The organism is Kitasatospora purpeofusca (assembly GCF_034043715.1).
GTDB classification, from domain to species: domain Bacteria; phylum Actinomycetota; class Actinomycetes; order Streptomycetales; family Streptomycetaceae; genus Kitasatospora; species Kitasatospora purpeofusca_A.
Genome location: NZ_JAXCLC010000006.1, coordinates 115388 through 137043 on the forward strand (window position 1 = coordinate 115388; position 21656 = coordinate 137043).

Below are 21656 nucleotides of genomic sequence, written 5' to 3' on the forward strand. Positions count from 1 at the left end.
GTTCACCAGTCCGTGCGCCAGAACCGGCGGGGCCGGAACGGGTAGGTGGGCAGCGGCACCCGGCGCCCGGAGTCCCCCCGGTGCAGGGCGCCGAAGTCCACCTGGCCGCCGCCCACCCAGGCGGCGGCCAGCCCGGCCAGCGCCCGCGCGTCGCCGCCGGCCGGCACCAGGCCGTGGTCGGTGCGGCCGAACGCGCCCGGGTCGGACGGCGGTGCGGCGGCCGTCGTGGTGACGGTCGTACCTGCGTCGGCCTCCCCGGACAGCGCCGCGATCAGCTCCTCGCGGCTGCGCACCACCGCCGCCCAGCGGCGGGCCATCACCTTGCGGCCGAGGTTGAGGCTGAAGCAGACGTCGTCCAGCCGGAGTTCCGGGTCGGCCTCCAGCCGGGCCAGCAGCCGTTCGCGCTGCCGGGCGAGCGCCTCGTCGTCCAGGGCGGACAGGGTGGCCAGCCGTGGCCGGCCGGTCGGCTCGGGCGCGCGCCGGGCGGCGTCGGGCGCCTCCTCCAGCAGCAGGTGGGCGTTGTAGCCGCCACCGCCGATCGAGGTGATGCCGGCCCGGCGGATGCCGGCCTGCGGATCCCAGGCGGCCGTCTCCAGCTGCGGCACGAAGGGGGTGCTGGGGAAGTCGAGGTCCGGGTTGACCTCGGTCAGGTTGATCGTGGCCGGGAGCGTCCGGTGGTACAGCGCCAGCGCGGCCTTCATCGCGCCGAAGCCGCCCGACACCACGCCGCCGTGGCCCACGTTGCCCTTGACGCCGCCGATCGAGGTGGTCCCGGTCTGCTTGCCGAAGGCCATACCCGCCGCGTGCACCTCCAGCTCGTCGGTCATCGGCAGGCCAAGCCCGTTGGCCTCGTACATGGACACCGTCTCCGGCTCGACGCCGCCGACCTGCATCGCGTTGGCGATGCAGGCGCTCAGCCGCTCCGGCTGGGCCAGGCCGTACGCCATCGCGCTGACACCGTTGTTGTTGACCGACGAGCCCTTGACCACCGCGTAGATGTGGTCCCGGTCGGCGACGGCGCGGCCCAGCGGCTTCAGCAGCAGGGTGACGACACCGCTGGACAGCGCGGTGCCGGTGCCGTTGGCGTCGAAGGGCCGGCAGTGGCCGTCCCGCGACAGGACGCGGTTCTCCTCCCACAGGTGGCCGCGGGGGTGCGGCAGCCGGACCATCGAGCCGCCGGCGATCGCCATGTCCGTCTGGCCCAGCAGCAGCGACTGGCAGGCCAGGTGCACCGCGTAGTGGAAGCCGGCGCAGACCGCGGCGACCGTGACGGCCTCGCCGGTGAGCCCCATGTAGTACAGCGCGTTGGAGGTCATGGTGTCCGGCGACCACGCCAGACTCGCCTCGATCGCCTCCGGGCCGACCGACACCCGGTCCGGTGGGGAGCTGTAGAGCGCGGCGGTCTGCGGGTTGTTGGCGCCGTACATGCCGATCTCGGCGGTGAGCCGGTCCGGGTCGTAGCCGCCGTCCTCCAGGGCCTCCCAGGCGCTCTCCAGGTACAGCCGGTTCTCCGGGGTCATCGCGGCGGCCATCCGGTCGCCGATGCCGAACACCGACGGGTCGAACTGGTCGTAGGTGTCGAGCACGCCGCAGGCCCGTACGTAGAACGGGCTGTGGATCAGGGTCTCGTCGACGTGGATGTCGTCCTTGTCCAGGAAGGAGACGGACTCCCGGCCGTGGACGAGGTTGTCCCAGAACTCCTCCTTGGTACGGGCGCCGGGGGCCCGCAGCGACATGCCGATGATGGCCACGTCACCCGGGTCGTAGTCCTGCTCCGGGCTGTCGGTCATGGGGAACGCTCCTGCTTCGGTCGAGGGCGGTGACTCGGCGGGCGGTGCGGTGGCGGTGCGGTGCGTTGGTGGTGCGGTGCGTTGGTGGTGCGACTTGGTAGCCGATGCGACTCGGCGGCCGGTGCGGCTCAGCGGCCGGTGTTGCCCCGGCCGCGGAGTGCGGCCCGGCGGGCGTCGGCGCGCTGGCGGGCGGACTGGACCACCTCGGGGGTGGCGCCGCTGTCGTCGTCGAGCCAGCGCCCCAGGGAGACGATGTCGCGGAAGCTGAACAGGTCGGGCACCCGGACCCGGCGGTCGAAGCGCCGGGTCATCAGCCGGGCCAGGCGGACCAGCAGCAGCGAGTCCCCGCCCAGGTCGTAGAAGGCGGCCTGCGCGTCGATGCCCGCCGGATCGAGGCCGAGCAGCTCGCCCCAGATCTCCGCGAGGGCGGTCTCGGTCGGCGTGCTCGGCGCCGCCAGAGGCCCGTCGGCGCCGGCGGCCGGCGCGGGCGGCTCGGGGAGCGCGTCGCGGTCGAGCTTCCCGCCGGGGCGCAGCGGCAGGGCGGGCAGCACCACGACCGTCGCGGGCACCATGTAGTCGGGGAGTGCGGCGGCGAGGCGGGCCGTGACGGCGCTCTGGAGCGCGGCGTCCAGCCGGGGGCCGGCCGGCGCCGGGACACCGCTCGTCGGCACGACGTAGCCGACGAGCCGGTTGCCCCGGACGACGACGGCGGCCTCGCGGACCTCGGGGCAGCCGGTGAGCCGGGCCTCCACCTCCTCCAGCTCGATCCGGTAGCCGCGCAGCTTGACCTGGTGGTCGGTGCGGCCGAGGAAGCGCAGCTCGCCGTCCTCGGTGAACCTGACCAGGTCCCCGGTGCGGTACATCCGCTCGCCGTCCAGGAACGGGTCCGGCAGGAAGCGTTCCGCCGTGGTGAGCGGCCGGTTGACGTAGCCGTGCGCGAGGCCGACGCCGCCGAGGTACAGCTCGCCCGCCTCCCCGGCCGGGAGCTGCCGCAGCTCCTCGTCCAGCACGTACACCCGGGCCGTGGTCGTCGGCGGGCCGATGGTCGGCTCCTCCGTCCCCTCGGCGGGCACCGGCCCGAACGAGCAGAACACCGTCCCCTCGGTGGGGCCGTAGGCGTTGAACACCCGCTCGACGCCGGTCTCCCGGTACGCCCGGTCCACCAGCTTGCGGCGCAGCGCCTCGCCGCCGAACACGACGGACCGCACGTTCGGGGGCAGCGCCCCCGCGTCGAGCAGCCCGTTCATGACCGACGGGACCATGTTCAGATGGGTGATCCGGTCGGCGTGGCGGCTCTCCGCCAGGTGCACGGCGCTCTCGACCAGGACGAGCGAGCCGCCCCGGCAGAGCGCGTTGAAGATCTCCATCACCGACATGTCGAAGCACACCGAGCTGGCCGCCGCGACGCCGCTCAGGTCGCAGCCCTCCAGGACCCGGTCCATCTCGGCGAGCATCGCCACACAGCCCGCGTGCCGGACGGCCACACCCTTGGGGGTGCCGGTGGAGCCGGAGGTGTAGATGATGTAGGCGGTGTCCTCGGGCACGACGGCCGAGGGCGTGTCACCGGGCTCGGTCGTGACGCTCTCCCCGAGCACCACCACGGTCGGCCCGGCCGGGCAGCCGGCCCGCGACGCGGGGGTGGTGAGCAGCAGCCGGGTGCCGCTGTCCCGGACCATGAACGCCAGCCGCTCGGCCGGGTAGTTCGGGTCCAGCGGCAGATAGCAGGAGCCGGTCCGCAGGACCGCCAGGATCGCCACCAGCAGGTCGGGGGTGCGCTCGACGCAGATGCCGACCGGGACGCCGGGACCGGCGCCGTCGGCCGCCAGCCGCTCGGCCAACTCGGCCGAGCGACGGTTGAGTTCGCCGTAGGTCAGGACTCCGGCGTCGGAGTGGACGGCGGTCGCGTCGGGGTTCTTGACCGCTTGCGCGACAAACTCGGAGTGCAGGGTTTCGGTCACCGGTCCGTCTCCTCCGGGAGGCCGCCCGGCGCGAGGTCGCCGAGGGCCAGGTCGGGTCGATCGATCGAGTCGAAGAGCACAGTGCGGTACAGCGCGAGCAGGTCCGTCACGGTCCGCCTTTCCAGGTAGCTCGGTTTGAACTGGACGTGGCCCGCCACCTCGCCGTCGATGTCGGCCATCGAGATCTCCAGGTCGAACTTGGCGAGGTGCCTGCGCACCTGGAGCGGTTCGAGCGGGAGCGCGCTGTCCGGCGCGACGGTGTCGCCGACGCCGTGGAAGAGCTTCACCGAGCGCGGAAAGGCGTCCGAGGAGAGCCAGTTGACCACCACGTCGAACCACGGGGAGCGGCCCTCGAGACGCGGCGGCTTGAGCTGGGCCGCCAGCAGGTCGAGGGGGTAGTTCATGTGCTCCAGCAGGCCGAGCGAGAACGCGTGGACCTCGCGCAGCAGTTCGCGGAAGCTGCGCCCGGCGGCGGGCTGCGCCCGGACCAGCACCGTGTTGAGGTAGTAGCCGACGGCGGACTCCCAACCCGGCTCGGAGCGCTGGGCGATCGCGGTGGCCAGTACCGAATCCTCCGTCCCGACCGCCCGGTTGAGCGTGGCGAAGAAGCCGGCCAGGACGACCGTGCTGACCGAGACGCCCTCGCGCAGCGCGAACTCCCGCAGCCGGCGGGTCTCCTCGGCGCTCCAGCGGAAGGCGAGGTCGCGGCCCTCGTAGGTGACGCCCGGCGGCCGCTCCTTGTCGGACAGGTCCAGCCGGGCCGGCGGGTCGGCCAGCTTCGCCGACCACCAGTCCAGGGCCGCGTCCGCGGCGGGACCGGCCAGCCACTGCCGCTCCCGGGCGACGAACTCCGTGTACGGGGCGGCGGGCGCCCGGCCGGCGGGGTCGGCGCCCTGGTAGAACTCCTGGATCTCGCGGATCATGACATCCGCCGAGGCCGCGTCCGAGGCGATGTGGTGGACCAGCACCAGCAGGTAGTGGTCCGCCGGGCCGCGCCGCAGCAGGACCACCCGCACCAGCGGCCCGTAGTCCAGGTCCAGCGGCCGGTGCCCGTGCCGGGCCAGCTCCTCGCGGGCCTGCTCGTCGTCCAGCCCGGAGGTGTCCGCCACCACGAACTCGTACACCGGCTCGTCCAGGACGACCTGGTACGGGCTGCCGCCCGCTTCCACGAACAGGGTGCGCAGGGCGGGGTGGCGGTCCAGCACGGCCCGCACGGCGCGCTCCAGCGCCTGCTCGTCGACCGCGCTCCGGATCCGGGCGGTCACCATGAAGTTGTAGGGCACGGCGTCCGGCGCGACCATCTGCATGAACCACAGCGCGGCCTGGCCGTGCGAGGCCGGTGCGAGGGTGAGGCCGAGGCCGTCGGCGCGCAACTGCTCCAGGGCCGGGGCGCCGGTGGCCTCCAGCAGGCCGCGGGCGTCGAGTTCCTCCACCAGCTCCTCGGCGTCGAGTTCGGACAGCTCGTCGAGGAAGGACGGCTCGTCGAGGAAGGACTGCTCTGCGGTCGGGGCCGGGGCGAAGTCCGGGGCGGCCGGAGGTGCTGCCGGAGGGGATGCCGCCGGGACCGGTGCGGGCGCCGGGGCGGCGGGCGGTGCGGGCGGGCCGCCGGCGATCCCGACGAAGTGGGCGACCACCTCGGCGATCGAGCGGCCGTCCAGGAAGACCACCGGCGACACCCGGTGCCCGAACAGCGACTGCATCCGGTTGACCAGGCGGATCGCCAGCATCGAGTCGAGGCCGAAGTCCCGCAGTCCGGCGTCCGCGTCGAACCGGCTCACCGGCACCCCCAGCGCGTCGGCCAGCTCGGCCAGCACGACCTCGTCCACCGGCCGGGCCGCGGCGGCTGGAGCTGCTGCTGGTGCGGGTGCCGCGGCTGCTTCGGCTGCCGCCGCGTTCGCGTTCGTGCCAGGGCTCGCCGTGACGGCCCATGGCCCGCCGACGCCCGGGATCGACGCGGGCGCGCGGTGGGACTCGGTGTCGATCCAGTACCGGTCCTTCTGCCACTGGACGAGCGGCGTCTCCACCACCTCGACGTCGTCGGCGAACAGCGGGTCGAAGGTCAGCGGGACGCCCCGGACGTACAGCGAGGCGGCTGCGCCCAGCAGGCAGCGGACGTCGCTCTCCTCGCGCCGCAGGGAGTTGACCGCGTGCACCTGGGCGCCCCGGGTCAGCGCGATCTCCTCGACCGCGCCGCGCAGCGTCTCGTGCGGGCCGATCTCGACGAAGGTGCCGACCCCCTGGTCGACCAGCGCGCCGATCGTCTCGGCGAACCGGACCTGGTTGCGCAGGTTGTGGACCCAGTAGTCGCCGTCGGCGACCGGGTTGACCGTGCCCGCCAGGGCCGTCGAGTGGAAATCGAGTTCGGGGGCCAGCGGGGTGATGCCCTCGATGCGCGCCCGCAGCGGCGCGAGCAGCGGGTCCATGCCGGGGCTGTGCACCGGTCGTTCGACCCGGATCCGGCGCACCGGGATTCCGTCCCGCCTCAGGTCCGCCTCCAGCCCGTCCACGGCCTCGGGCGAGCCGGAAACCGCCGCACTGGTCGGGCTGTTGACCACGGCGACCGCCGCGTGCGCGGCGTACGGGGCGAGCCGGGGCAGCAGCTCCTCCTCCGGCAGGTCGACCGAGATCATGGCGCCTGCGGCGGCTTCGCGCTCCAGCAGGTGGGAGCGGGCGACCACCACCCGGGCGGCGTCCTCCAGCGACAGCGCGCCGGCGACGCAGGCCGCCGCGACCTCGCCCAGGCTGTGTCCGACCACGGCCGCCGGCCGGATGCCGAGCCCGATCCAGACCTGCGCCAGCGAGACCTGGAGGGCGAACAGCACCGGCTGCTGGAAGTCCATCTCCTCGTACCTGGCCAGCTCGGCCGGGGCGGCCAGCAGGTCGAGCACCGAGGCGCCGCCGGCCGCGCGCACGGCGTCGTCGCAGGCCCGCATCCAGGTGCGGAACCCGGCGTGCGAGCGCAGCAGTTCGCGGCCCATGCCGACCCACTGGGTGCCGCCGCCGGAGAACACCAGCGCCACCCTGCGGTCCGCGCCGCCGGACACGGTGCCGGTGACGAGGCCGGGGTGCGGCTGCCCGGCGGCGACCCGGGCGAGTCCGTCCAGGACGTCCTGCCGGGAGCGGGCGAGCAGGGCGATCCGGTGGTTGTGGTGGCTGCGCCGGGCGGCGAGCGTGTAGGCGAGGTCGGAGACCCGCAGGGCGGTGTTCCGCTCGACGTGGCTGGAGAGTTCGCGGCAGCTGTCGGTCAGCGCGCCCGCCGTCCGGGCCGAGACGGTGACGAGGTGCACGTCCCCGTCGGCCGCGGCCGCGGCCGCGGCCGCGGCCGTGTTCGTGCCCGCGCCCGTGGCGGCGGCTCCGCTCCGGCTCGGCGCGACGTGCCGCCCCCGGTCGCCCGCGAGGAACGGGTGGGCCGCGACCGGGAGTCCGGCGGTGTACAGGGCGCCGAGCGAGCCGAGCAGGGTCGCGGCCTCGTCGGCGCCCCGGCGCATCGAGGGCAGCGTGGCCGCGGGCAGGATCTCGGACACCGACTTGAGCAGCAGGGGGTGCGGGCCGAGTTCGATCACCGCGTCGACGCGGTGCTCGCGCAGCTTCAGCAGCGCGTCGACCACCAGGATCTCCTGGCGCAGGTTGGCCGCCCAGTAGTCCGGCCCGAGCTCCGCCCCGTCGACGTGCTCGCCGGTGACCGTCGAGATCATCGGGATGCCGGCGGTGCGGGGCCGGATGCCGGCGAGTTCGGCCCTCAGCGGGGCGAGGACGTGGTCGACCAGCGGCGAGTGCGGGGCGTGGCCCATCCGCACCCGGTGGTTGGTGACACCGGACTCGGTCAGCCGCTGGACGAGTCCGTCGATCTCCTGCGGAGCGCCGGTCACCAGGGTGGAGTTGAGGCCGTTGTAGCCGGAGAGGGTGAGGCCGCCGGTCAGGTACGGCCGGACCTCGTCGGCGGGCGTCATCACCACGATGCCCTCGCCCCGGCCCACGGTCAACTGCTGGAGGAGCCGGCCGTGGTGGGCGGCGAGGAGGGAGGCGTCGTCGTAGTCCAGGGCACCGGCGACGTACGAGGCGGCGAACTCGCCGACGCTCTGGCCGAGGACGACGTCCGGTTCGACGCCCAGCGAGCGCCAGGTCTCGGCCAGCGCGACCTGGAGCGAGAACAGCAGCGGCTGGAAGACGTCCATGTCGTCCAGCCGGCCGTCGGCGGCCAGCAGCTGCTCGACCGGGGAGAAGCCCAGCAGCTCCCGCATCCGCCGGTCGGACCTCATCATCGACCGGCGGAACACCGGCATCCCGGCGAGGAGTTGGCGGCCCATGCCGACCCACTGCGAGCCGTTGCCGGAGAACAGGAACGCCACCCGGGGTCGCCGCCCTGCCCCTTCTCCCGTACTCAGCCCGGCGGCGGGCGCACCGTTGGCGAAGGCGTCCAGCTGGGAGCGGAGTTCGGACATGTCGCGGGCCGCCGCCGCGAGCCGGAACGGGCCGTCGCCCGGCGCGCGGCGACAGAGCTCGCGCAGGTCGGTCCCGTCCCGCAGGGCGAGGGCCCGCTCGGCCAGCGCCTCCCGGGAGTCGGCGGACAGCAGCAGCAACGAGGCTTCGGGGCGCGGCAGTTCCTCTACCGCGAGATGGCAGATCGCGCCACCGAAGCCGAACGAGCTCACGCCGCCCCGGCGGGCGTCGGAGCGCCGCGGCCACGGCGTCAGCCGGTCCTGCACGGTGAGGTTGTACTCGTCGAACATGATCTGCGGGTTCGGCGCGCTGTAGTGCAGGCTCGGCGGCAGTACCCCGTTGCGCATCGACAGCGCGAGCTTGACCAGGCCGACGATGCCGGCCGCCGCCTCCAGATGTCCGACATTGGACTTCACCGAGCCGAGCCGCAGCGGCTCCGCGCGGTCGGCGCCGCCCAGGACGGCGCCGATGGCGTTGGCCTCGATCGGGTCGCCGAGCGGCGTCGCCGAGCCGTGGGCCTCGATGTAGTCCACGAGGTGCGGGTCGATGCCGGCCCGCCGGTACGCGGTGCGGAGCATCTTCTCCTGCGCCTGCGGGTTCGGCGCGGTCATGCCGTTGCTCAGGCCGTCGTTGTTGGAGGAACTGCCCTTGATCAGGCAGTACACCGGCAGGTCGCGTTCCAGCGCCACGCTCAGCGGGGCCAGCACCACGACCCCGGCGCCCTCGCCGCGGACGTAGCCGTCGGCGCGGGCGTCGAAGGACTTGCAGCGGCCGTCCGGGGCGAGTGCCCCCATCGCGTCCATGGCGGTGTAGTAGTCGGAGACGAAGCTCAGGTTCACGCCGCCGGCCAGCACCAGGTCGCTCTCGCCCAGTTGGATCGACTGGCAGCCGACGTGCACCGAGACCAGCGAACCGGCGCAGGCGGCGTCGATGGCCATGCTCGGTCCCTGGAGGCCGAGGACGTAGGAGACGCGGTTGGCGATGATGCCGTCGTGCATGCCGGTCGCGGTGTGCGGGGTGATCTGGACGTCGGGGCCGCGGTAGTGCGCCAGCGCGGCGTAGTCGCCCCAGCAGGAGGCCATGAACACGCCGGTGTCGCTGCCGACCAGGCTGTTCGGCGCGATCCCCGCGTCCTCCAGCGCCTCCCAGCACAGCTCCAGGACCAGCCGCTGCTGCGGGTCCATCTGGACGGCCTCGCGGGGCGAGATGCCGAAGAACAGCGGATCGAACTGGTCGATGCCGTCGATGAATCCGCCCCAGCGCACCCGGTCGTTCAGCAGTGCCCGGCGCGCGGCCGGCACCGGTCCGACGGCGTCGCCGCCCTCGACCAGCAACTGCCAGAACCCGGCCGGGTCAGCGCCCCCGGGGAAGCGGCAGCCGATGCCCACGACGGCGACCGGCTCGTTCGGCGCGGTCCGGCGGCCGGGGCCGGACGCGGCGGCGGGCTCGGCCTCCCGCGGGCCCTCGACCAGGGCCCGGGCCAGTCCGTCGACGGTCGGGTACTGCCACATCATGGTGGCCGGGACGCGCCGGCCGAGGAACTCGGAGAGCGAGGCGGCGAGGGCCACCGACTGCACCGACTCCAGGCCGTACCGGTGCATCGGGGCACGCCGGTCGACGGTGTGCGCGGGGATGTCCAGCAGCTCGGCGAACCGGGACAGCAGGAAATCGGTGACGCTGGAGATGTCTCGCGCTGCGCGCTCTTGAGGCATGGCGACTCCCTCGGCAGGGCGGGTGGCTGGGGTGGTGGGGGCGGCCGGTGTGCTGCGGCCGGGCGGAGCGTCAGCGCCGGCGGGGCGAGGAGCGGTCGGCCGGCGTCAAGATCGTCATGGGCATGACATGATTGTTTCCGTGTCCGGGCAACTCTGCTCCTCCCGTGGCAAGAAGAAAGGCTCGCGAACTCCGGACCGCGCGGCTGGGCCCTACGGTCCGGATGTCAAGGCGTGTGTGAGGTTGCTCGATGGATCGCACATCAGCGGCCTGCGACGGGCCGACGGTCTCCTCGTCCGCCTCTGGGGCGCGAGGAGTGCACCGACTACAGGATTGCGTACAACGCGTGCCGGTCGTCGAGCTGGCGAGATTTGATCGACAAAGTGTCCGATTCGATCTCCTGGAACCGGGCATCACGCTCAGGTACCATCCGTGTACAGGCGGGCTGGACAGTGGTCGAGTGGGCAATGCAAGCTGGCCCCATGGCAGTTGAGAACTTCGAGGCACCGTCGGACCGCGCTCCGGGCGTCCTCCCGCACGGCCTCCCGCAGTCAAGCCCCGCCCGGGCGGCCGCCCGCCACGCCGCCGGCCGGAGGCTCGCATGACCGACCTCGCCGTCAAGTCGGTGGTCCGCCCCGGCCTCGCGCTCGGGGTGCTGGCCGGCGCGCTCGCCCTGGACGTGAGCGGCCTCGGAGTGCTCAACGCCGCCCTCCCGTCGGTGGGGTCGCGCTTCGATCTGGCCGACACCACCCTCCAGTGGGTCATGACCGCCTACGCCGTCACCTTCGCCGGCTTCCTGCTGATCGGCGGCCGACTGGCCGATGTGCTGGGCCGGCGACGGGTGTTCGAGGCCGGTGTCGCCCTGTTCACGGTGTCCGCGCTGGTCGGGGCGGCCGCGCCGAGCACCGCCGTCCTGCTGGGCGCGCGCGCCGCCCAGGGCGTCGGCGCCGCCCTGTCGGGACCGGCCGCCCTGGCCCTGCTCACCCAGACCTTCCCGGCCGGTCCGGCGCGCAACCGGGCGTTCAGCGTCTACGCGGCCGTCGGCGCCGCGAGCTTCAGCGGCGGGGTGATGCTCGGCGGCGTCCTGACCCAGTTCTGGGGCTGGCGCTCGGTGTTGTGGTTCTCCGTCCTCCTCGGCCTCGCCGTGCTGGCCGCGACCCGGGCCGGCCTGCCCGACAGCCCCGGCCACAGCGGCCGGCTCGACCTGCCCGGCGCGATCACCGGCACCGTCGGCCTCACCCTGCTGGTCGTCGGCGTCAGCAGCGACGGCGCCGCGGTCTGGTTCCTGCTCGCCGCCGCCGCGCTCGCCCTGGCGCTGTTCGTCGTCCGGGAGAGCCGCACCGCCGACCCGGCCCTCCCGCTCGGACTCTTCCGGCTGGCCCCGGTCCGGGCCGCGAGCCTCGCGGCGTTCCTCCAGTACATGGGCTCGGTCGGGATGCTGTTCTTCGCGCCCCTCTACCTCCAGGGCATGCTGGACTACTCGCCCTTCGAGTCCGGACTCGCCCTGGTGCCCATGTCGGCCGCCGTCTTCCTGACCGCCAACTTCGCCACCGGCCGCCTGCTCGCCCGCTGGACCCCGCGCACCCTGATGGCGGTCGGCCTCGTCCTGATCGGCGTCGGCACCGGTCTGTGGCTGACCACCCCGCTCGACGGCGGCTACATCCAGCACATCCTGCCGGGCCTGGTGCTCAGCGGCATCGGCCAGGGCCTCAACTTCCCCTCGATGACCTCCGCCGCCCTCTCCGGCGTCCCCGGCGAACAGCACGCCGTCGCCGGCGCGGTCAACGTCGTCACCCAGCAGATCGGCGCGAGCGCCGGCGTGGCCATCATGGTCCTGGTCGCCGGCACCCGCGACGACCACCTCGCCGGCTACCACCTCGCCTACCTCACCGCCGCCCTCGCCTGCCTCGCCGGCGCCGCCCTCATCGGCCTGCGCCGCCGGGCCTGACCCGCGGTCGGGCCGGTCGCCGTCACCGGCGCGGTCGTCGTGCGGCGACGATTTCGTGATCGTTCTCGCGGTCCACGGGCGGCCCCGGGGCGGTAGCGTCGGCCCCGGAAGGGTGGCGGGGAGGCCGCTCCAGGGTGAGGGGAGTGTGGGGCGTGGAGCCGCTGGAAGCGGACGATCCGCAGTGGGTGGGCGAGTACCGGGTGCTGGGGAGGCTCGGTTCGGGCGGGATGGGCCGGGTCTACCTGGGCCGGACCGCCGGTGGGCGGACGGTCGCGGTCAAGCTGGTCCACCGCGACCTGGCCGGGGACCCGGAGTTCCGGGCCCGGTTCCGGCACGAGGTGGCGGCGGCCCGGCGGGTCGGCGGGGTGTGGACGGCGCCGGTCCTGGACGCGGACACCGAGAGCGGACATCCCTGGGTGGCCACCGGCTACGTCGCCGGACCCGCGCTCACCTTTGCCGTCCGGGAGTTCGGGCCGCTGCCCGACCCCGCCGTCCGCGCCCTCGGCGTCGGCCTCGCCGAGGCGCTCGCCCATGTGCACGGCCTCGGGCTGGTGCACCGCGACGTCAAACCGTCGAACGTGCTGCTGACCCTGGACGGGCCGCGGCTGATCGACTTCGGCATCACCCGCGCACTGGACGCCACCGCCGGGCTCACCCGGTCCGGCCAGGTGTTCGGCTCACCGGGCTTCATGTCACCGGAGCAGGCGAACGGGCTGCCCGCCGGTCCGGCCGGCGACGTCTTCTCGCTCGGCGCGGTGCTCGCGTTCGCGGCGACGGGCACGATGCCGTTCGGCTCCGGGGTGAGCGCGCCCGTCCTGCTCTACCGGGTCCTGCACGAGGAACCCGATCTGTCCGGCCTGTCCGGCCCGATGTACGCCGTGATCCGCGCCTGCCTGGCCAAGGACCCGGCCGCCCGCCCGGTACCCGGGCAGCTGCGGCGGTTCCTGGACGGCGACGGCGCCGCCGCCGCCCGGCTGGGGCGCGGGGACTGGCTGCCGCCGGGGCTGGCGGCGGCGGTCGGGCGCAGCGCCGTGCAACTGCTGGACCTGGAGGGGGAGCGGGGGACCGGCTGGACGGCTCCGGGCCCGGCCCCCGCTCCGGCCTCGACCGTGCCGCCGTCCGTGCCCCCGCCCCAGCCTCCCCAGCCGCCCCCGCCGCCGGCGCTCCCGACCTGGTCGGCGCCGGGCCGTGCGACGTCTCCCCGGCGGAGGTACGGCGCTCTGGCGGCCGGGCTGGCTGCCGTCCTGCTGCTGGGCGGCGGCGGGTACCTGCTGCTCGACGGGCTGCGGGGGGACGAGCAGCAGGTCACCGCGTCGACCCCCGCCCCGTCCGCTCCTGCCGCATCCGCGCCCGCCCCGTCCGCGACGACGGCCGGGCCTGGCATCGTTCCCGCGAAGTACCTCGGGAAGTGGTTCGGTCAGCGCACGGCAGCCAACGGGGACGTCACCACCGTCACCCTCACCATCGTCCAGTCGGCGCAGAGCGAGGAGAAGAGCAAGATCCGCGCCGAGACGCCCAGTACCGGCACCTGGTGCGAAGGCGCCTGGACGCTCTCCGACGCCGACGACAGCCACGCGACCTACGCGTCCCGGGTGACCGGCTCCTCGCCCGGTGACCAGTGCATCACCGACCGCTCGGTCTACCGCCGGATCAGGATGCAGCCGGACGGCGCGCTCCAGTACTGCACCGACCTGCTCAAGCCGGACCAGTACATCGTGCTGCAGAAGCTGGGCTGAGGCGGGTCCTGGGATCCGGTGGGAACCGGATCAACACTCTTTTCACTCCCCACCGTTGACCTTCCGTACGTTCACTGCCGAGGAGAGCCGTGGTCACCACCGTCAACTCGTTGATCTCCCGCCTGCAAGACCTGCTGCTCGGGCACCTGACCAACAGCGGCGTCGACGTGGTGGCGGGCCTCCACGACATCGTCGCGCGCGCCTCGGTCCTCGGCCCCGACGGCGCGTGGCTCGCCGCCGCGGCCCACGCCGATCTGTCCGACCTGGCCGTCGCCCAGGGGCAGGTGGACCTCGGCCTGCGCCACCTCGACGCCGCGGTGGACGGCGGCTACAACGACTGCGTGGCACTGCACGTCCCCACCGTGCGCCCGCTGCACCAGGACCCCCGGTTCCGGGCCGCCTACGGGCGGATGCGCGTCACCGAGGCGGACCTGGACGAGTTCTTCTGGCTGCACCGGGAGATGCGGATCGCGGTGAGCGACGCCCGCACCGCGACCGTCGACAACATCGGCCGCCTCGACACCGGGGTGTCCCTGCTCCCGCAGGCCCCCCTGCCCACCCGCGAGCCGAACACCCCTGGCGTCCTGATCACCCGCATCCACCTCGCCGTGATCCAGGGCGCGCTCCAGCAGAGCGCCGTGAAGGCGGAGTTCCAACGCAGCTCCGGCAACACCGCCCTCGACCTCATCGACGGCACCTGGGACCCCACCCGCGCCAGGTACGACGCCTGGCACGCCGACGAACGCGACACCCGCCGCCAGCAGGCCGCCCAGGCCCGGGCCTTCGTCGAACGCCCCGGTGCCTCGACCACCCTCGCCCCCTGCCCGCCCCTCGGCTCCATCCACTACCCGGCCTGATCCCGAGGCACCCCCGGACGGCGGACCGAAGTGTCCGCCGTCCGGGGGTGCCCCGGGGAACCAGTGCCCCGCCGGATCAGTGCCCCGCCGGATCAGCGCACCGGCATCGACATGTAGACCGCGCGCCGCCCGTAGGACGCGGGAACGGCCACCTCCCGGTGCGAGCGGTAGCCGATGATCCGCAGCAGGATGTCCGCCCCGCGCACCGCGACCATCGAGATCTGCTCGAAGCCCAACTCCTCCGCCCGCGTCCGGAAGTGCCGCATGAACCCCAGCGCGACCTCCCGGCCGCGAAGGTCCTCGGCGATCACCAGATCGTGCACGTGCAGGTTGTCCGACTCGAACGCGGTGTCCTCCGCCCGGGCGAGGTCCGGGCAGCGCAGCGGCGGGTACGGCAGGCTCAGCAGGTAGCCGCGGACGGTGCCGTGCTGCTCCAGCACGAAGCAGGTCTCCGGTGAGGCGACGGCGCGGGACCGCAGCGCCTCCCGCCCCTCCGACAGGCCGTCGGCCGCGTAGGCGTCGTACTCCAGCGCGACCACGGCATCCCAGTCCTCCTCGGTCAGCTGCCGGATCAGGAAGTCCTGGCTCACCCCGCGGCCCCGTCCAGGCCGGGGCGCAGGCCCTCGGCGCGGGCGGCGGCCACCATCCCGGCCCAGGACTCCACCAGCACCGCCCAGCGCTCGGCGTCCTCCTGCGCCTCGTCCATGAGCTGCTGCCGCTTCCCGGCCACCGCGTCCGCGAGCTCGGCGTACTTGCCGCCCAGCTTGCGGTAGGAGCGGTCCAGGACGTCCAGGCAGTGCTCGTTCCCGGCCCGGTCCCAGTCGACGCTGCCCCGCACCAGGTCGAGGATCGGCTCGACCTGCAGCCGGTGCTGCTCGTCCAGCAGCCCGCGGCCGTGGTCGATCATCCCGCCGTAGACCGGGTACAGGTACAGCATCGAGAGCAGGAACTTGACGAACCGCATCTGGTACGAGATGAAGCCGGCGCCGATGCGGCGCTCGGGCGTGTAGTAGTTGACGATGTGGCGGTTGTGGACGACGCCGGGCGACTGCGAGTGGACCAGCGCGTGCAGCAGGGCGTAGTCGCAGCCGATGGTCTCGATAGAGGGCAGCAGCGGCAGCACCTCGTAGGCCCGGTGGTCCAGGGCGATGTTGCACATGTAGACGTTCCAGATGTCGGGAACGCCCAGGACGGACCGGTCGGCGTCGAACGGCTCGGCGCCGACGCCCTTGAAGGAGAGGTCCACCATCGCGTCCCGGTCCTCGTCCGACCACACCGGCGGGGTCCACAGGCGCACCAGGTCGCGGTAGACGGCCGGGTCCAGCTCGAGGATCTCGCCGATGTCCACGTTGAGTTCGCCGAGGAAGGAGCCGCTGACCAGCATCACCGGCCTGTCGGCGTCGGCCGGGTCCAGCTCGGAGTGGGACACGACGGCCGCCGCCTCGCCGGCCGGCCGGCCGATCGAGAGCAGCTCGTGGTGGATCGGGAACACCTTCTCGCCGTCGACGACCTGGAAGTCGGCGTCGTCGTTGCGCAGGTGCGTCGAGGTGCAGCCCAGGGCCGCCGCGCCGAGGAAGAGCCGGTTGACGCAGGAACCGTACGCGACGGCCTGCGGAAGCATCAGGTCGAGCAGCAGCTCGGGGTCGGCGCCACCGGAGCGCTCGGCCACCCCGCGCAGGAACTCCCGCTGCTGCGCGTTGCCGAGGTGGTGGACGAACACGCCGGGAGTGGGGGCCAGGGCGGCCACGGCGTCCGCGTTCTTCGCGAACTCCGCCTCGTCGGTGGTGTCGAGCACGAGGAGGTGCACCTCGACCCCGAAGGTCGCGACGGCGTAGGCCGCCTCCTCGGCGAGGTCCACGATGGTACCCGGGCAGGAACGCATGGTGGGCAGGGCGAGGCAGACTCGTTGCATGGTGTGGAACTCTCCGTCTGATCGTCAGATTCGGTACAGCGGTGGTGGGTCGGGCGCGGGACGGCGTGCGGTTGGCGTACGCCGACGCCACGACGGCGTCCCGGGCGGACCTCCACGCCGACGTCCCCCGCCGCGCATGCGGCCTCCCTGCCGGTGGCCCTGCTCCACCAAGGTGGACTAGACCAACTTAAGTGTCAACGGAGTGCTTTCAGCGAGCGGGCGGCGCACACCGACACTGCCCGAATGGGCAGCCGCCCCTGCCCTGCCGCAGGCGGGCGGCCCGCCGACCGATCGCCCCGGCGCCGGTCGGGCCTCGGTCCTCGCGATCGACGACCTCGGCCGTCAGGGCCTCCGGCCGCGCGCTGCCTTGCTCCGGGTCAACGGGTTCGGGCCTGGGCAAGGTGCGGTGGGTGGAAGCGGGCCAGTCTTCGCTTCTCGGCGCTCTGCCCCGCGAGAGGGTGCCGGGCCGGTATGGGGTTCGACCGGGCCTCACCAGTTTCGGCGAAGCCCGGTCCACCCTGTCCCGCAGGTCAGGCCTGCTGACCCGCCAGGCGCTTAGCGGCCCTCAGGCGCTCGGGCTGCAGCGGGTCGATCATGGTTCCCGCACCCTGGCCAGGAGTGAAGGCCCAGCCGCGGAGCTTGCCGGAGATGCTCGTCAGCCGCCGGTCGCCGGGCGGTACATCGATGTAGAACAGGGACTCGTCGGGGACCTTGTCGTCGCCGCCCCAGCGGACGACGCCTTCGCAGTCGGCGAGGATGTCCCGAAGTGTCAGTTCTTCCAGAGGGTAGAAGCCGCCACGGGCGCCGGTGGGGTAGGAGGCAGGACGGATCTGGACCGCTGTGCCGGATGCCTGGTTGGACTCCGCCAAGTGCCGCCGCACCGAGGCCGGCGGGCGCCAGCTGACGACGTCGCCTTCGTGGAGTGCGGCGACCTCGTAGTGGAAACGGCTGATCACGTGCACCAGGACCGTTTCGACGTTCCCCATGCGCACGTTAATGCCCAGTGGCGTGCCGGGAACCGGGCGGGTGTAGATGTTCCCGCGGTCGTTCACGACCTTCTCCATTTCCCAACCGTTCCCCGACGCGGCGCCGGTCCGCACCCGGGCTTCCCGCTCCCGGGCGTCCTGTGTCAGCTTGCGCAGGGCGCCAAGATCGGGGCCAGGAGCCGGAGCCGCCGCCGCATGGCCGGGCGTCGCGAGCACCTGTGATCCGACTGCGGCACCTGCGGCGATGCCGATGGCGCGACGCAGTACGGAGCGCCGCGGAATGTTCGCCGTCACGTGGTTTTCTCCTTGCTTCGGACGATCGCGAATGCGGTGAGCGTTGCGGCGCAGACCACGAGTGCGGCCAGCACCGGATTGACGTAAGAGGGTATGACCACGGACACCGTGTGGCCGTCGGAGCTGAGGCAGCCGAATTTCAATGGGAGGAACGAAGGCTCGTAGCCCACCAGTTGCTTCCCCACTGCCTCGTCGCACGCCCGCGCCTCGGTGTGGTCGTCGGCCATGAACAGGTGCAGCAGGCCCCAGGTGTAGAGACCGATTGTCGCCGCCCACGCCAAGGTCGAGGAGGCGACGAGAGCCCTCGTGTTGGATCGGGCGGCCCGGGCACGGACCAGGGCTCTGGTGCCGTACACGGTCAGTGCCGGTGCGGCGAGGAAGCCGACCAGCAGCATCACGAGGACGACGGAGCCTTCGTGCCTGGCAAACGGTTGATCTGGGGACATCACGGCCTCACACCCTGCTAGCGGTTCCGGGAGATGGCGTTGTACTTCTCCATGAGGTAGTAGAGTCCCATGCGCTTCTTCGCCTCCGCGTACGCTTCTTCACCGGGGCCCTGGTAACGGCGGAGGACGTCGTAGATTTCCTCGTCCACGTAGTCCAGGCGCGGCGACCTCATCACTGGCGATGTGTCGTCGCCGTGAGGCTTGCCCGCGATGTCCCACATGTGGATCAGGAAGACGCTGGTGATGTCGAATGTCTCGGAGTCGTACGCGCTCTTCCAGATGTTGTATTTGTCCTGGTCGCTGTTCGGATCAGCGATGGCCCGGCCGGTTACGAGGCCTTCACTGAGGCAGTGGTTCCATGCCCCGACCAGCGTCAGGCCGCGTTGCTTGGCGATTCCCGTGGATGTGTCCTTGAACTTGCCGGTCGTGTTGAACAGCACGATCGCGACATCCCAGGCGGCCAGGTCCGCCGGCTCGATGTGCCGCATCTCCCAGTAAGCAGACGTCTGGACGAGGGCTTTGCGCATGTTGTACTTGTTCGACAACTCGGTGATGAGGTCGTCGTGGTCCACCACGGTCGACTGGAAGCACTTCCAGTGCTGGTAGGTGCGAGTGCCGCCGTCGTTCGGGTAGCCGAGGGACTCCATGTACTTGCCGACGTCAGTCTTCATGGCCTCGATGACGGTCGGGTCGAGCCGAACGTCGGGCTTCACAGGGCGTGGCGGGTCGAAGGAGCCTTGGCCGGTGTCGCGGCCGGAGGCGATGTTGTTGTCGATGTTGATCGCGCCGGCGCCGCTGCCGACTGTACGTGTGACGATCTGGTCGTAGGCCCAGTCCGACGGCAGTGGGTAGCCATAGTTCCCGGAGAACCCGTATGACATATCGGACACGAACGAGGCTGTCGAGTGGCCGGCCTTCGCCACCCGGCTGCACACGTTGCGCGGCCCGTACACGCCGATCTGGAAGCGGTTGCCGTCATCGGCGATGGCGTCCTGGATCCCCTTGAAGTGGGGCAACACGTTTGAGGTGATGTCGGAATCCATGGCGTCGAAGTCGACCGCGAAGAAGATCCGTGCCCCTGGTTTGAACCCGTGATCGAGAGCAGCGTTGACGGCGGCCTGGCCCGCTGTGCGGCCAGCCATGTACGTGAAGTTCGAAGCGTCGCGTCCGTACGTCTGGTAGATGGGGAAGCAGCGCAGTCCGGCCGACACGATGGTCTGGAGTTCGCCCTCCTGGATCGCCTTCTCCGGCAGGTTGCTCGGCAGCGGCACGAGGGGATTGGTGAGGTAGCGTCCGACAAAGGTGATGCCTTCGGCCTTCAGTGCCGCCGCCCGCGTTGACGTGATCCGGGTGACGCAGTCGCAAGCAGCGCCCTTGCGGGACTGGTCGCCGTAGGAGACCAACAGGGAGGCCCACGTCGAGAAGTCCCCGTTGCCGGTGGCTGGGAGGCCGACGAACGACTGGAAGGTCCGCACGAGGGCCGCGGTGGCGCTATCGAAGGTGTTCGTGAAAGTGACCGGCTGATCGTTGAGGACCATGGCCGCGGAGAACAGGGAGGCCCAGGTGCCGCTCGTCCCCGGTGACACCGAATGGGACTTGACACCGGCCTGGGTGCCGGGGCCGAAAACGCCGTTCGCGACTCCGTCGGCCATCCCCAACTCGTACTGAATGGCAAGGAGCATGGACCTCGCGACGTCACGGGAGTTGTGGCCGTCGCAGGGGATGACGAAGAAGTCCTGACGGTTCAAGTAGCGGCCGTTGAGCCATTGTTGGACGCTCCGGATCGCACTCGATCCGGAGTTCACGCTGACGTACGCGTCCATGTTCAGCAAGGCCTTGAAGACCTTGGGCGTCAGGTCGCTGCCGGGAGACAGACCGATCAGCCCCATATCGGTCTTGAGCTTCGTCATGCCTGCTTGAACGCCCGAGTTGTAGATACCGTCCAGGCTGCCTCCGTCGTACCCCTTGCAGTACAGGGCCGACTGGATGATTTTGCAGAAATTCTCCGACGGTATGTTCCCGCTGTTCAGGACCGGGTACTTGGCCGTCAACTGGGAGAGAGTGGTCGCGCCGAAGCTGTTCGACAGGCTCGAGATGCCGAGTTCGAGCTGCAACGCCCGGGTGAGCGCGTACATAGTGGGCCAGCCGGTCTTCCCATTCTCTTCCACGGTCATGCCTATTCGGCTTCCGTAGAACGAGTTCACGAAGCTCTGGGCTCGTCGCACCATTTCGTCGGCCACTGCCGTTTCCTCCTTCGAGTCACTGCGGGGGGTACCGTCCGATCACGGGCGGTGCGGGTCGGTGCATGCCGCGGCAAGCGCCATGGCGGGAGGGAGAGTCTGTTTAGCCGGTATTGAAGGGGGCGCTACCGTCTCAGCGCCTCGGCAGGCTGGATTCGGGAGGCTCGCCAGGCGGGGTAGACGCCGGCAAGCAGCCCGGTGGCGAGGCCCAGGAGCGGAGCGGAGGCGATGGTGGCCGGGTGTAGCACCGGGGTCCAGTGCTTGGAGGCTGCGACGGCGACGATCGTCACCGTTCCCAGGGACGCTCCGACCAGGCCGCCCAGCAGCCCGAGTGCCGTGGATTCGGCGAGGAACTGGGCAACGATGTGCCGGGCTCCGGCACCCAGCGCGCGGCGCAGTCCGATCTCGGCGCTGCGTTCCAGGACGGCGACCAGGGTGGTGTTGGCAATGCCTACCGCGCCGATCACCAAACAGATGGCGGCGAGGAGAAGGAAGAGCTGCCCGAGGTCGTTCTCCACGCCGGACCGCAGGCTGCGGGGGTCGGGCGGTGGAGTGACCCGCAGGTAGTCGGGGTGGTCAGGACGCAGAGCAAGGGGTACCTCGGAGGCGATCTGGGTGGCCGCGCCGAGCTGGGTGGTGACGAGCATCCTGGCCGGGTCGTCGGTGGGCGGTCCCCACAAGTCCTGGGCTGCCGAGCGCGGGATGATCACGGATGTCAGCAGGTCAGGGCGGCGACGGACATCGGTGAGAATGCCGATGACGACGAAGGGTTTGTTGCCGAGGAATACGGCCGGCTGGCCCTGCAGGTTGGTGATGCCTAGGCGGGCGGCGGCGGCGGCGCCGAGAACGGCGACCCGTTCATGGTGGTTCTCGTGGAAATCGTCGTAGACACGGCCTTGCTGAAGAGTCGGCCCGATGGCGCGCAGTGCGCCGGCGGAGGCCGCGGTCAGCTGGGCCTGGCGGTCGGTGGTGGAGTAGGCGGCGCCGGGCGGACCGTTGGCGATGACCTGCCCCGGCTGGAGCCGCACGTGCCAGGAGACGCCGGCGGCGGTCACTCCGTGGAGTCGTTCCACCTTCGCGTCGGCATCGGCGGGGAAGGCCGGGCCCGGCTGCCCAGACGTGCTTGGCGCGATGTCGTCGACGGTGACCTCGGTGGCCGTCAATCGGTTGAAACGGGCGTCGATCTGGGAGGCGGCCGTGCTTGTCAGACCTGTGACGGCGATGAGTGCCCCGACACCGAGGACGGTGCCGACGGCAGTGAGCACCGAGCGGGCGGGCCGTTGCAGGATGCCCGCCACGGCTTCGGTGCCGAGGTCGCGCAGGTTCATTCGGGATCGGG

At 72.0% G+C, this 21656-nt stretch carries 12 protein-coding genes; 3 read left to right on the forward strand and 9 right to left on the reverse strand.

Annotation, left to right across the window (positions count from 1 at the left end; translation table 11 throughout):
- Nucleotides 1-2 precede the first annotated feature (2 nt).
- The 3 genes from SM793_RS05085 to SM793_RS05095 form a co-directional block, all read right to left on the reverse strand.
- Nucleotides 3-1790: a type I polyketide synthase gene (locus SM793_RS05085; RefSeq protein WP_320436787.1), complete on the reverse strand. Its 1788-nt coding sequence runs from the start codon at nt 1788-1790 to the stop codon at nt 3-5.
- A 128-nt stretch (nt 1791-1918) separates the two neighbouring features.
- Entirely contained in the window at nt 1919-3748 is a 1830-nt protein-coding gene (locus SM793_RS05090) for a non-ribosomal peptide synthetase (protein ID WP_320436788.1), read from the reverse strand.
- Nucleotides 3745-9900 carry a polyketide synthase gene (locus SM793_RS05095; protein ID WP_320436789.1) on the reverse strand — a complete coding sequence of 2052 codons (6156 nt, stop codon included), beginning with the start codon at nt 9898-9900 and terminating at the stop codon, nt 3745-3747. The genes SM793_RS05090 and SM793_RS05095 overlap by 4 nt, the downstream gene beginning before the upstream one ends.
- A 599-nt stretch (nt 9901-10499) precedes the next feature.
- On the opposite strand from SM793_RS05095, the gene SM793_RS05100 reads away from it, so the two are divergent.
- The 3 genes from SM793_RS05100 to SM793_RS05110 all read left to right on the forward strand — a co-directional run bounded on the left by SM793_RS05100 (nt 10500) and on the right by SM793_RS05110 (nt 14439).
- Nucleotides 10500-11846 (forward strand): MFS transporter, encoded by a 1347-nt coding sequence (locus SM793_RS05100; RefSeq protein ID WP_320436790.1) that lies wholly within the window; start codon nt 10500-10502, stop codon nt 11844-11846.
- Between the two features lie 152 nt (nt 11847-11998).
- Nucleotides 11999-13582 (forward strand): serine/threonine-protein kinase, encoded by a 1584-nt coding sequence (locus SM793_RS05105; protein ID WP_320436791.1) that lies wholly within the window; start codon nt 11999-12001, stop codon nt 13580-13582.
- 89 nt (nt 13583-13671) lie between these two features.
- Nucleotides 13672-14439 (forward strand): hypothetical protein, encoded by a 768-nt coding sequence (locus tag SM793_RS05110; RefSeq protein ID WP_320436792.1) that lies wholly within the window; start codon nt 13672-13674, stop codon nt 14437-14439.
- Nucleotides 14440-14531: 92 nt separating this feature from the next.
- On the opposite strand, the gene SM793_RS05115 is transcribed toward SM793_RS05110, so the two are convergent.
- The 6 genes from SM793_RS05115 to SM793_RS05140 all read right to left on the reverse strand — a co-directional run bounded on the left by SM793_RS05115 (nt 14532) and on the right by SM793_RS05140 (nt 21645).
- A complete protein-coding gene (locus SM793_RS05115; RefSeq protein WP_320436793.1) occupies nt 14532-15029 on the reverse strand; it encodes a GNAT family N-acetyltransferase in 498 nt (165 codons plus the stop codon).
- A complete protein-coding gene (locus tag SM793_RS05120) occupies nt 15026-16351 on the reverse strand; it encodes a DUF6271 family protein (protein ID WP_320436794.1) in 1326 nt (441 codons plus the stop codon). Before SM793_RS05120 ends, SM793_RS05115 begins: the two co-directional genes overlap by 4 nt.
- Nucleotides 16352-16881: 530 nt before the next feature.
- Nucleotides 16882-17631, reverse strand: coding sequence for a hypothetical protein (locus tag SM793_RS05125; protein WP_320436795.1), 750 nt, complete (start codon nt 17629-17631; stop codon nt 16882-16884).
- Nucleotides 17628-18080: a hypothetical protein gene (locus SM793_RS05130; RefSeq protein WP_320436796.1), complete on the reverse strand. Its 453-nt coding sequence runs from the start codon at nt 18078-18080 to the stop codon at nt 17628-17630. The genes SM793_RS05125 and SM793_RS05130 overlap by 4 nt, the downstream gene beginning before the upstream one ends.
- 14 nt (nt 18081-18094) lie before the next feature.
- Nucleotides 18095-20317, reverse strand: coding sequence for a glycoside hydrolase domain-containing protein (locus tag SM793_RS05135; RefSeq protein ID WP_320436797.1), 2223 nt, complete (start codon nt 20315-20317; stop codon nt 18095-18097).
- A 125-nt stretch (nt 20318-20442) separates the two neighbouring features.
- On the reverse strand, nt 20443-21645 hold the full coding sequence (locus SM793_RS05140; RefSeq protein ID WP_413815878.1) for an ABC transporter permease: 1203 nt from the start codon (nt 21643-21645) through the stop codon (nt 20443-20445).
- Nucleotides 21646-21656 lie beyond the last annotated feature (11 nt).